Here is a 12,500-nt window from a genome sequence, read left to right as displayed (position 1 = left end):
CAATCAAGTTTATTTTTTTCTAATTTCGATCTTCATGACCGAGTGATGACAAATCTATGTCATCTTTATTACAGAAATATGACATAAACCCAAAATATGACTGTTCGATGACAATTTCATGAAATGCAGAGCATTATGAGTGTAGCTGGAGATCAAGAATTGAATAGGCGGGAACACAATAAAAAACGCCACTCGGTGAGTGGCGTCAACTTAAACAGGGGAAACTCTAGAATATTACGTCTTCAACTAAGTCATAGACGCAAAAAGTCTTATTCTTTTGCTTCTTTGTGCGCTTGTTCTTCAATTTCAGTCAGCGAGCTATGACGTACGTCAGCACCACTCACTAAATAGATAACTTGCTCTGAAATATTACGTGCATGGTCACCGATGCGTTCGATGGCGCGCAAAATCCACAAAATACTGATCGCTTGGCCAATAGAGCGGGGATCTTCCATCATGTAAGTAATCAATTCACGTAATGCCGAAGCATATTGCTTATCCACTAACTTATCATTACGAACGACTTCAATGGCACCATCAACGTCATGGCGAGCAAAAGCGTCTAGGGCACCGGCAATCATTTTTACAACTTCGGTTCCCATATAGCGCATCGCTTGCTGACACAGCTGTGGGTTTTTTGCATCGCTAACTTCTAACGTATGGATCGCAATTTTACTCGCTTCATCGCCCATACGCTCAAGGTCACGTACAACACGAGAAACGGCAAGCACCATACGCAAATCAGAAGCCGCCGGTTGGCGGCGCACAAGAATTTGCGTACATTCGCGATCAATCGCCACTTCCATTTTATCGACGTCATCTTCACGACGAATAACGTCGTCGGCGATACGTGTATCGCCGTTACAAATCGCTTCAATGGCATTCGCCACTTGGCGCTCAACCAATCCACCCATGCTCATCATATGACTGCGGATGGCTTCGAGATCAGCATTAAACTGACCTGATATGTGCTGATTAAAATTCATTTCCATGGTATTTCCCCTTACCCAAAGCGGCCGGTTATATAGGCTTCTGTCAGTGCGTGTTCAGGAGTGGTAAACACCCGATCCGTAGAGTTCACTTCAATCAATTGACCCAAGTGAAAATAAGCGGTGCGCTGAGATACACGAGCAGCCTGCTGCATCGAGTGCGTCACAATCGCAATGGTGTAATTTTCCCGCAACTCGTCGATTAACTCTTCTATCTTAGCAGTTGCAATTGGATCAAGGGCAGAACACGGCTCATCCATTAAAATAACTTCAGGATCAACCGCAATCGTGCGAGCAATACATAAGCGCTGCTGCTGACCGCCCGACAAACCAGTACCTGGTGAATGTAGACGATCTTTAACTTCATTCCAAAGACCGGCACGCTGCAAACTTTTTTCTACGATTTCGTCGATATCAACACGCGAACTGGCCAAACCGTGAATCCGCGGTCCGTAAGCTACGTTGTCATAAATAGACTTAGGGAACGGATTTGGCTTTTGGAATACCATGCCAACACGAGCACGTAACGGCACAACATCGATTTTTGGGTCATAGATGTTTTCGCTATCGAGTAAGATTTCACCTGTTACTCGACAAATATCAATGGTGTCGTTCATACGATTTAGACAGCGCAAGAATGTCGATTTACCGCAACCCGATGGGCCAATTAGTGCGATAACTTCGTTGGCACCAATATCCAAACTCACATTTTGAATGGCTTGTTTCTCACCGTAATAAACACAAACATCGCGAGCGCGCAGCTTTGCATCATCGCAATATGGCGTGCCATCGGTAGTGTGGTTTTCAATAAAGCTCATAAGTCATGATCCAATTCTTAATTCGTTCAGTTTGCTCGTTATGCATTATTGGGAATTCACCCTTAGGTGATTACCAGCGGCGCTCTAGGCGACGACGGAGCATAACGGCAGTTGTATTCATGGTGATCAAAAATGCAATTAAAACCATAATCGCGCCCGATGTGCGTTCCATAAAGCCACGTTCAGGACTATCCGACCAAAGGAAAATTTGTACTGGCAATACCGTCGATGGATCGTTAATAAAAGCCGGAACATCCACCACAAACGCTACCATACCAATCATCAATAAGGGGGCGGTTTCGCCTAACGCTTGCGCCATACCAATAATGGTCCCGGTTAACATGCCAGGTAATGCCAACGGTAATACATGGTGAAAAACCACCTGCATTTTAGAAGCGCCGAGGCCAAATGCAGCTTCGCGAATCGACGGCGGCACGGCTTTAATGGCGGCTCGCCCAGAAATAATAATGGTCGGTAATGTCATTAAGGTTAAAACCAAGCCACCTACGATTGGGGTCGATCGTGCGACACCCACCATATTAATGAAAATCGCCAAACCTAACAGACCAAATGTAATTGATGGAACTGCCGCTAAGTTGTTGATATTAATTTCAACGATTTCGGTTAAGCGATTGCGCGGCGCAAATTCTTCAAGATAAATTGCTGCGGCCACACCAATTGGGAACGACAATAAAAAGGTAACGACTAATGTCAGCAAAGTGCCGGTAATAGCGCCACGAATACCCGCTAACTCCGGCTCACGCGAATCGCCGTTAACAAAGAATTGTTTATTGAAACGCGTAAATAAACGATCTTCAGCAACCCAGCTTTCCAGCCAAGAAATCTGCAAGTCTGAAAGGCGCGTACTACCGTCCTGCTGGCCACGGTCGTGCTTAAACCACTGATCAACATCATCATCAACGATGAGATCGACATTAATTTTTTTACCGATCAAGCTTGGGTTATCAAGCACTAGAGTTTGTAACTGCCAACCAGCACCGACACTGAGCAAACCATATAACTGGCTACGCTCTCTACGCCCCTCGGGCTTAATCGTTTCTTTGAAATGCTGTTTGATTAAGCCTTCAAAGTTAGCGTTCATTATTTCTTTTTCGGACGACTTCTCATCAATACCTAGATAACTGGCATCAATCACAATATCGGTATTAAGGACTGTCTGACGAAAAGCAGACGCTCCTTTATAGATAATGTCACTAAAGAGTAAAACTAAGCACAACAGACCAAATAATACCGATGCCATGCCATAAGCGCGGAAGCGCATTTCGCCGGCACGGCGACGCTTCATGCTCTTTTCTACTTTTTCACGAGTACTTAAATTACTGTTAGTCATATTGCTCTCGGTATTTCTGTACGACTTTCAAAGCGACAAAGTTCAAGGCCAAGGTAACTAAGAAAAGCACCAAGCCTAACGCGAATGCGGCCAATGTTTTCGGTGAATCAAACTCTTGGTCACCAACCAACAAGGTTACAATTTGCACTGTGACCGTAGTTACGCTGTCGAGTGGGTTGGCCGTTAAATTGGCTGCCAAACCTGCCGCCATGGCAACGATCATGGTTTCGCCAATGGCACGGGAAACAGCGAGCATTACAGCACCAACAATACCCGGTAATGCCGCGGGAATAACCACCTGCTTCACGGTTTCACTACGGGTAGCACCTAAGCCGTAACTACCATCACGCAGCGATTGCGGCACCGCATTAATGACGTCATCAGATAAAGAGGATACGAACGGAATAATCATAATACCCATGACTAAACCAGCCGCTAAGGCACTCTCTGATGAAACGGCCAAGCCCATAGATTCACCGAGTTCGCGAATAAATGGCGCAACAGTTAATGCAGCAAAGAAGCCGTAAACGACGGTGGGAATACCAGCCAAAATTTCTAATGCTGGCTTTGCGTACTGACGCACGGTTGAGTTGGCATACTCTGACAAGTAAATAGCAGCCATCAATCCGACCGGCACAGCAATAAACATGGCAATTGCAGAAATTAATAAAGTACCAGTAAATAACGGAATGGCACCAAAACTACCTGACGATCCAGACTGATCAGCACGCAAGGCAACCTGTGGCGACCACGTAGTGCCGAATAAAAACTCTAAGGCATTTACTTTGCCGAAGAACATCCATGCTTCATAAAGAACACTAGCAAGAATGCCGACAGTGGTTAAAACAGCGACAGCCGAGCTCGCAAACAAAAGACCACGGACAATGGTTTCAACTTCGGAGCGGGCACGCATTTCCGGCTGAATTCGACGCCAAGTAAGTGCAATTCCGATAAATAACATGGCGAGGATGACCCCACCTTGCAACAAATTAATACGCGATTGCAGGTCACGTAAATGATTAACCGCCGGCATCAAAGTAGCATCAGCGGTTACTCCGGCATTAATCGCTAGATTATGAACCGTGCTTAAGGCGAGCTGAATATCAGTAGCACTGCCTTCTTGGATAGCTGTTGGTAATTGCGATACCAACAAAGAATCAACGATGCCTGGTTCAACTAAGCTCCAGATCAACAACAACAAAAGTGCTGGAAGACCGGTCCAAAGCGACATCAGGGCGCCGTAGTGAGTGGGCAGAGAATGCATTTTCATTCCCTGACTGGCAATTGATCTTGCTCGGTTACGACCTAAAACATAGGCCCCGACCAAGGCGATCAGTACGGCGATTATCAGGCTACTGTAATTCATGACTCGTCTGTTTTGCTCAGTTGATTAAACACGCAAAAGCCGGAACCCTGGGGCCCGGCCTTTGGCAATGCGCTAGCGCATTGTTCTGTCAGATCTTACTTAGAGATCGTTTTCAGATTCTTCACGGCATCCATGACCTTAGCGGCTTCTTTTTCAGTCATTGGGATCAAACCCTTGTCTGCAAGATAACCATCTTCACCCATCGCTTTCTCAGAGGTGAATTCAGCCAAGAACTCTTGAATACCAGGGATCACACCGATGTGAGCCTTTTTCACGTAGAAGAACAATGAACGGCTAACTGGGTAATCACCAGAAGAGATAGCTTCGAAGGTCGGCAGTTTACCGTCAATCTTCGATCCCTGCACTTTATCCGCATTCTGCTCTAGGAAGCTAAACCCAAAAATACCTAATGCATTTGGATTGGCGACCAATTTTTGTACGATTAAGTTGTCGTTTTCGCCCGCTTCGATGTATGCACCATCTTCGCGCAAACCATGACACAAAGCTTTGTACTTGTTCTTGTCCGTGTTTTTCATTGCTTTAATGAATGGGAACTGAGTACAACCGCCTTCCATTGCCAACTCAACGAACGCGTCACGCGTACCAGACGTCGGTGGTGGACCCAATACTTCGATTTTATGCGCTGGAAGCGTTGGGTTAACGTCTTTCCAAGTCTTGTATGGGTTTTCAATTAGAGTGTCGGTGCCATCAGTGTTAGGAACCATTTTAGCCAAGGCTAAGAACACATCTTTACGAGTTAAGCTATAACCTTCAGCTTCTTTGGTATTAGCCAAAACGATACCGTCATAACCCACCATCACTTCGATGATGTCTTTTATGCCGTTTTGAGCACAAAGTTCGATTTCTGAAGACTTGATACCACGAGATGCATTAGTGATATCTGGAGTCGCTTCGCCCACACCGGAGCAAAACAACTTCAACCCACCGCCAGTACCGGTAGATTCAACCTTAGGTGTACGGAAGCTAGACGATTTACCAAAACGCTCAGCCACAACAGTAGAGAACGGATATACGGTCGATGAACCAACAATGCTGATGTAATCGCGATCTGCGTGAGCTTGGGTGCCCACAATCGATGCCATCATAGCAACGCCAGCTAACAATACTTTTTTCATGTTGAGTTTCCTCTTATGGTTATGCTGTAAACCAGCAACAACTCGTTTGCTTTGGTATGGCGCTATTATTTGCGGTTCATGTTACAGAAATATGACACGGGCGAAGTTTATTACATTTTGGTGACATCGTGGACCGTTAAAACGAGGTAAGACGGACTAATCGCCGCAGGTGTCTTCGGGGTTACCCCGCGACGCCAGCACCGCTATAATGCCGCCATCCTATACAGGCACCACCTCATGCAGCAGTTAATCAACATACTTGATGGCATTACCCAAAAAACAGGGCAGGCGATCCGCTGGCTAGCACTTCTTATGGTGCTTATTTCATGTGGCGTTGTTTTATTACGTTATTCCTTTGACCAGCCGTCAATTGCAATGCAAGAAGCTGTCATGTATCTCCATGCGACTATCTTCATGCTCGGCTCTGCATATACCTGGCAACAGGGAGGGCATGTGCGAGTCGATGTTTTTTACCGTAGTTGGTCAAAACAACGGCGACGCTGGGTCGAGCGCCTTGGCATTATCTTTTTAGTATTACCTACCTGCTTGTTTATGCTGTGGGTAAGTTGGACGTACGTTGGCAATGCTTGGGCGATCCAAGAACGCTCTCAAGAAGCCTCAGGGTTACCTTATATTTATCTTCTCAAGACGCTCATTTTGATGCTGCCAATTACCTTAATATTGCAAGCAATTGCCGAGCTGCTGCGCAGTTTGACCGCAACTGATACAGGCGCAGCACAATATGACTGAATGGATGCCCATCATACTTTTCGCGGTCATCTGCCTAGTTCTGATGGCCGGATTTCCGGTTGCCTTTACCCTAGCCGGTACATCCTTACTGTTTGCTGGAATAGGCTTACTCACTGATACGCTCGATCCGGCGTTTTTAAGTGCCTTTCCCAATCGCTTGTTTGGCATACTAAACAACCAGATTTTGATCGCAGTGCCCTTATTCGTGTTCATGGGGGTAATGTTAGAAAAATCTCGCATCGCAGAGCAGCTTCTACGTAATCTAGGCCTACTATTTGGGCCAGTAAGAGGCGGGCTTGGCTTTTCGGTTATCTTAGTGGGAATGTTACTCGCCGCCAGCACGGGGATTGTTGGTGCAACCGTTGTTACTATGGGATTAATCTCGTTACCGGCGATGCTGCGCACCGGTTACAGCCCTGCACTAGCCAGCGGGACTATTTGTGCAACAGGAACTTTAGGGCAAATCATTCCGCCTTCAACGGCATTGATTATCTTAGGCGACGTACTATCTAGCGCCTATCAACAAGCTCAGCTCAATATGGGTATATTTACCCCCGATACCGTCTCTGTCGCCGACTTATTTGTTGGTGCGCTGATACCCGGCCTATTATTGGTTGTTGGTTATCTGCTTTACACCGGCTTAGTAGCGTTCTTTCAACCAAGTGCAGCACCTGCAGTCGCCGATCGCCCAGCAATGTCGCCACGCTTTTTACTCGAATTGCTGAAAGGCCTACTACCCCCATTGGCATTGATTATTGCCGTGCTAGGCTCGATTTTAACGGGCATAGCAACCCCCACCGAAGCGGCAGGCATTGGCGCTTTGGGCGCTTTAATGTTGGCGATTCTCTATCGCGAATTTGATCTACAACGTTTACGCGAGGTTGTGGACTCAACTCTGCAAGTCACCAGTATGATTTTCTTGATTTTCATCGGTGCCGCACTATTTTCACTAGTATTCCGCGGCTTTGGCGGTGAAGAGCTGGTACATGAAGTTTTTAATGATCTACCTGGCGGGGTATTCTCAGCAATGCTGCTGGTTATGGTCGTTATCTTCCTGCTCGGCTTTATTCTCGACTTTATTGAAATCACTTTCGTTGTTGTACCGATTGTCGCGCCCGTACTACTAACCATGGGAGTCGATCCCATATGGCTTGGCATTATGATCGCCATCAACTTACAAACCTCGTTCTTAACACCACCCTTTGGTTTTGCTCTGTTTTATTTACGCGGTGTGGCACCTGCAAATGTGCCCACACGAACCATTTATCGCGGCGTCATTCCTTTCATCCTAATTCAACTGGCATTACTCGGATTACTGGCTATATTTCCCGAATTGGCAACTTGGCTACCCCATGAAATCTACGGGTAAGGCTGGAAATGCTATATTGCCTAACAGACACCTGTAAACGAGCGTAATTTACAGTACACTCGCCCAAAATAATGAATAATCAGGCTAGCTCTATGGATGTAACGGAAGATAACCAACCCACGCCGGATGGTGAACTCGCACTGAAACTTATCCCTAATCGTTCAGACACTAATACCCATGGTGATATTAGTGGCGGTTGGGTAGTTGCTCACATGGACCATGCAGCAGAAAGTGTCGCCAGCCGAATTGCGCACGGGCGAATTGCCAACGTGGCACTCGAATCTGTCGTGTTTCTATCCCCGATTCGTATTGGTGCTGCGGTGTGTTTCTACACTAAGTTGTTAGACATTGGTTCGTCGTCGATTCGAATAGGTATTGAAGTTTGGACACAAAATCCGAATGAAAAAGCACGACGTAAAGTCGTTGATGCCGTATTTGTTTATGTGGCTATTGATGAGTCTGGGCGCATTCGTAAAGTACCACGCTGACTTTCCAACTCCCATAAAAAAAGGCCGCTCATCCTGAGCGGCCTTTTTTACAAGGGGTGCTGCGTAAAGCGAATATCAAACCGGTACTAATTCGGTACTCATGGCATCTTTTAGCTTTTTCATGGCATTCTTTTCTAACTGGCGAATTCGCTCAGCCGATACCTCATAAATAGCGGCTAGATCATGCAGAGTCGACTTCTCTTCTGCCAACCAGCGGTGCTGCAAAATCGCTCGACTGCGTTCATCCAGTGAGGCCAATGCAAGATGTAAACGGTCACTAGAATCTTGCTCGCTATTATCCGCTTCAACTTGTAAAGCAGGATCAGCACTGTGATCTTCAAGAAAGTATGCAGGTGCCTTATAGGCAGTTTCGTCGTCATCGTCGGCACCGGCATCAAATGCGGCATCATACGAATTTAGGCGACCTTCCATTTCAAATACGGTCTTCATTTCTACGCCAAGATCATCAGCAATAGACTTAGCTTCAGCTTGGGTCAACCAACCTAAACGCTTCTTTTGACTGCGCAAATTAAAGAAAAGCTTGCGCTGAGCTTTGGTCGTAGCAATTTTCACGATGCGCCAGTTGCGCAGAATAAATTCGTGAATTTCGGCCTTGATCCAATGCACCGCAAAAGACACAAGGCGTACACCTACTTCGGGATTAAAGCGCTTAACCGCTTTCATCAAACCGACGTTACCTTCTTGGATCAAATCTGACTGGTTCAAACCATAACCCGAGTAACTACGGGCAATGTGAACGACAAAACGCATGTGCGCCATAACCAACTGACGAGCAGCATCAAGATCTTCATGGTAATGAAGACGCTCTGCTAACGATTTCTCCTGCTCGGGAGTTAATACAGGAATAGCATTGACGTTAGCAATGTAGGATTCCAGGTTAGCCCCTGGTGACAAAGCATATGCAGCTTGCAAACCTTTGTTCATCGAACACTCCTAAAAAATTTCGCCTCTGAGAGGTCTTTAACGCGGATTAGTGTAGCACCGGATTCTTATGACATCCAACCGTTGTGAAAGTTCTATTCTGGAACAATCAAAACCAATTCTGTTGATTATGGTTCAATTTGATCCAAATGCCTATGAACTGACCACCAAGCCCCCAACCAACCCAAAAACATAGCACTAAAGAGTAAAAATAACGCCGCGCTTGCTGATAATGGCGCCAGAGAGAAGGTGGAGCCGTATAACTGAGCAAGATCTTCGACGGGCCCACTCACCAGCAACCAACAAATTGCTAATAAAACCCAAGCCATCAATCCACCGACCATGCCAAACCACAAACCAGTATATAAAAATGGCCGACGCACCCAAGCATTGGTGCCACCAACCAATTTAACCACTCGAATTTCATCCACTCGCGCAGCAATAGATAGGCGAATCGTATTACCGACCACCAGCACAATGGCCAAGGCCAGTAAGGCGCCCATCACCCAAATAATTCGCTCACTTAAAGCAAGTAAGGCCAGCAAACGCTCAAGCCATGCGGTATCGAGTTCAACAACATCAACAAAAGGTAATCGCTCTATGCTTTTGCCCAAAGCCAACACTTGAGCTTGTGGCGTACCTAACTGCGGCTCGACCACAATAACCGGCGGCAATGGGTTACTCGGTAACAGATCCAAAGCATCTTTCAAACCACTCGTTGTGCGGAATTCTTCCAGCGCTGTATCCGCATCAATAAAGCGGGTATCAACCACATGACTTAAACCTGCGATTGTTTTTTGGGTTGTCTGGCCATCTTTAATTGCCGTGCCCGGCACTAAATAAACGGTAATGCTACCAGAAGCCTGAAACCGACCACTGAGCTGACTTAGATTATCGAGCGATATCCACAAAGCTCCCGGCAGAGTTAAAGCGATGGCAATCACCAACCAAGTGAGCACACTACTCATCGGGTTTGCCCACAAACGCATAAGTGTTTCGACGGCGACTAATTGATGATGCGCAGCATAAGACGAGATCTGGTCGCGAAACCCCATATTCTGCATTGAAGCGCCAGCATTGTTCTTGCCGCCTTTATTGGTTGCCGGCGCCATTTTAGCGATAGCACTTTTCTTTACTGGCGGGGTGTTACGCGAAGCACCTGGCTTAGCCATGGTCATCTCCCAGCAAGTCACTGGAGTCTGACTTACGCGCCTGAAGTTCACTGCAATGCAGTTCGCCATGATCAAGAATCAGGCGGCGATGACCCATGCGCTCGATCAAAGCAATATCGTGAGTGGCGATCAATACAGTCACACCCACTTGCTGGAAGCGTAAAAAGAGATTCATGATTTCTTCAGATAACTCAGGGTCGAGGTTACCGGTAGGCTCATCCGCCAAGAGTAGGGCTGGTTTATTAACGACAGCACGCGCAATACCAACACGCTGCTGCTCACCACCCGATAATTCAATTGGGTTGCGCCCTTCCATACCGAGCAAGCCGACGGAATCCAGCGCAGCACGCACGCGCCGTGCCGCTTCGGCAGGCGTATACCCAGCAATCTGCAAAGGTAAGGCAACGTTCTCAAAGACAGTGCGATCAAATAACAGCTGATGATTCTGAAACACCACTCCGACCTTGCGCCTATGGTAGGGGATTTGCCCTGGACGCATGGTAGTTAGATCTTGATCATCAACAATGATTTTGCCGCGAGTCGGTCGCTCCATCAGCATCATTAACTTCAACAGCGTACTTTTACCGGCGCCACTATGGCCGGTTAAAAAAGCAAACTCGCCCCGAGCAAGCTCAAAGTTAATATTGCTGAGCGCGTCTTTACCGGCGCCGTAACGCTTACTGACTCGCTCGAAACGTACCATGGTCATACTACAAGGCCTTGGAAGTTAATCTTCTTTTGTATCGTGACGGAATAAGGCGCGGGTAAATTCATCGGCATTAAATGGCCGTAAATCGTCAATTCCTTCACCGACACCGATGTAACGCACCGGTAAGCCGAACTGTTTTGCCAAGGCAAAAATAATCCCACCCTTGGCAGTGCCATCCAACTTAGTTAACGTTAAACCGGTTACGCCAACGGACTGCAAGAAATGCTTAGTTTGGTTAATGGCGTTTTGACCTGTTCCTGCATCCAACACCAACATCACCTCATGAGGTGCGCTCGGATCGAGTTTCTGCATCACACGCACAACCTTCTCTAACTCTTGCATCAGGTTGTCTTTGTTGTGCAACCGACCTGCGGTATCAGCAATCAAGACATCGACTTTACGCGCCTGTGCGGCTTGCAAGGCATCGAACAATACCGAAGCCGAATCCGCTCCTGTGTGCTGGGCAACCACAGGGACATTATTGCGCTCGCCCCATACTTGTAGTTGCTCTACCGCCGCGGCACGGAAAGTATCACCCGCCGCGAGCATCACGCTCTTACCGCGTTTTTGAAATTGTTTAGCCAGCTTACCAATGGTGGTGGTTTTACCGACACCATTAATACCCACCATTAAAATAACGTACGGCTTTTTGCTGCTATCAATAACCAACGGTTTCTGTGATACCGCCAACATGTCTTGCAGCTCGTCGATTAAGGCTTCGTAAAGAGCATCCGAATCTTTCAATTCTTTGCGACTCACGCGTGCGGTAAGACGCTTGATGATTTCGGTCGTGGCTTCCACCCCAACATCGGCCATGATGAGCTGAGTTTCGAGATCATCCATCAGGTCATCATCAATTTCTTTCTTACCCAGCAATAGCGAGGCAAGGCCATCGGTAAAGCCTGAGCGAGTTTTACTTAAGCCACTGCGAATACGACCAAAGAAACCCTTTTTCTCTTCGGCTACGGCCTTCACCGGCACATCGACCATAACATCGGGGTTGATTTCAGCAACGGCACTGCTTGGTGTGATATCCAGCTCGTTTGGAGCAACAACTGGAGGGATTTCTACAGGTGTTGGCTCAACGACCATCTCTTCAACCACTGGCGGTTTAATCATGGCCTTTTCTGGCTCGGTGATCACATCCACTGGCTGTGGCTCAATCTCAGAAATTACTGGCTGGGAGCTTATTGGCTCAAGCGTTTGCTCAAGCGCGCTATCAAGCTCCGCCGATTCAGGTTTTTCTGATTTGTTTTTGTCTTTCTTACGTTTAAAAAAATCAAACATCGGTCTTCTCAGACTAGCTACAATGACGATGAAGTAAGATACATTACTAGAACTGATCTTACTTAGGATGCAATATCCTATCACTAAACTAACGCAACTAGCGTATTTCCATGTCTTGTTTTT

General features: G+C 46.8%; 12 protein-coding genes. 3 read left to right on the top strand and 9 right to left on the bottom strand.

The genetic code is table 11. The features are described 5' to 3' along the window. Positions 1–269: 269 nt before the first annotated feature. The 5 genes from phoU to TOL_RS00695 all read right to left on the bottom strand — a co-directional run bounded on the left by phoU (position 270) and on the right by TOL_RS00695 (position 5,660). Positions 270–992 carry a phosphate signaling complex protein PhoU gene (phoU, locus tag TOL_RS00715; RefSeq protein WP_015485342.1) on the bottom strand — a complete coding sequence of 241 codons (723 nt, stop codon included), beginning with the start codon at positions 990–992 and terminating at the stop codon, positions 270–272. An 11-nt stretch (positions 993–1,003) separates the two neighbouring features. Beyond that, entirely contained in the window at positions 1,004–1,807 is an 804-nt protein-coding gene (pstB, locus tag TOL_RS00710; protein WP_015485341.1) for a phosphate ABC transporter ATP-binding protein PstB, read from the bottom strand. 70 nt (positions 1,808–1,877) lie between these two features. Beyond that, on the bottom strand, positions 1,878–3,158 hold the full coding sequence (gene pstA, locus TOL_RS00705) for a phosphate ABC transporter permease PstA (protein WP_015485340.1): 1,281 nt from the start codon (positions 3,156–3,158) through the stop codon (positions 1,878–1,880). Next, the gene (gene pstC, locus TOL_RS00700; RefSeq protein WP_025264493.1) at positions 3,151–4,524 is read right to left on the bottom strand and encodes a phosphate ABC transporter permease subunit PstC; all 1,374 of its coding nucleotides are present in this window, start codon (positions 4,522–4,524) and stop codon (positions 3,151–3,153) included. Before pstC ends, pstA begins: the two co-directional genes overlap by 8 nt. 95 nt (positions 4,525–4,619) lie before the next feature. After that, a complete protein-coding gene (locus TOL_RS00695) occupies positions 4,620–5,660 on the bottom strand; it encodes a PstS family phosphate ABC transporter substrate-binding protein (protein WP_015485338.1) in 1,041 nt (346 codons plus the stop codon). A gap of 237 nt (positions 5,661–5,897) precedes the next feature. Between TOL_RS00695 and TOL_RS00690 the strand changes: the two genes are divergently transcribed. The 3 genes from TOL_RS00690 to TOL_RS00680 all read left to right on the top strand — a co-directional run bounded on the left by TOL_RS00690 (position 5,898) and on the right by TOL_RS00680 (position 8,267). Continuing rightward, entirely contained in the window at positions 5,898–6,410 is a 513-nt protein-coding gene (locus TOL_RS00690; protein WP_015485337.1) for a TRAP transporter small permease subunit, read from the top strand. After that, entirely contained in the window at positions 6,403–7,779 is a 1,377-nt protein-coding gene (locus TOL_RS00685) for a TRAP transporter large permease (protein ID WP_015485336.1), read from the top strand. The genes TOL_RS00690 and TOL_RS00685 overlap by 8 nt, the downstream gene beginning before the upstream one ends. Positions 7,780–7,871: 92 nt before the next feature. Further along, complete coding sequence (locus tag TOL_RS00680; RefSeq protein ID WP_015485335.1) at positions 7,872–8,267, top strand: acyl-CoA thioesterase; 396 nt, start codon at positions 7,872–7,874, stop codon at positions 8,265–8,267. Between the two features lie 75 nt (positions 8,268–8,342). Here the strand turns inward: TOL_RS00680 and rpoH are convergent, their stop codons facing one another. From rpoH to ftsY, 4 genes are all read right to left on the bottom strand, one after another. Beyond that, on the bottom strand, positions 8,343–9,212 hold the full coding sequence (rpoH, locus tag TOL_RS00675; RefSeq protein ID WP_015485334.1) for an RNA polymerase sigma factor RpoH: 870 nt from the start codon (positions 9,210–9,212) through the stop codon (positions 8,343–8,345). 125 nt (positions 9,213–9,337) lie between these two features. Further along, entirely contained in the window at positions 9,338–10,381 is a 1,044-nt protein-coding gene (gene ftsX / locus TOL_RS00670) for a permease-like cell division protein FtsX (RefSeq protein WP_015485332.1), read from the bottom strand. Beyond that, positions 10,374–11,090 carry a cell division ATP-binding protein FtsE gene (gene ftsE, locus TOL_RS00665; RefSeq protein WP_015485331.1) on the bottom strand — a complete coding sequence of 239 codons (717 nt, stop codon included), beginning with the start codon at positions 11,088–11,090 and terminating at the stop codon, positions 10,374–10,376. Before ftsE ends, ftsX begins: the two co-directional genes overlap by 8 nt. 18 nt (positions 11,091–11,108) lie before the next feature. Further along, positions 11,109–12,377, bottom strand: a complete 1,269-nt coding sequence (ftsY, locus tag TOL_RS00660) for a signal recognition particle-docking protein FtsY (protein ID WP_015485330.1) — start codon at positions 12,375–12,377, stop codon at positions 11,109–11,111. Positions 12,378–12,500 lie beyond the last annotated feature (123 nt).

The organism is Thalassolituus oleivorans MIL-1, assembly GCF_000355675.1.
Taxonomy (GTDB): Bacteria; Pseudomonadota; Gammaproteobacteria; order Pseudomonadales; family Oceanobacteraceae; genus Thalassolituus; species Thalassolituus oleivorans.
The sequence above is the reverse complement of the archived record's forward strand: the minus strand, read 5'-3'. Positions and strand labels throughout refer to the sequence as shown.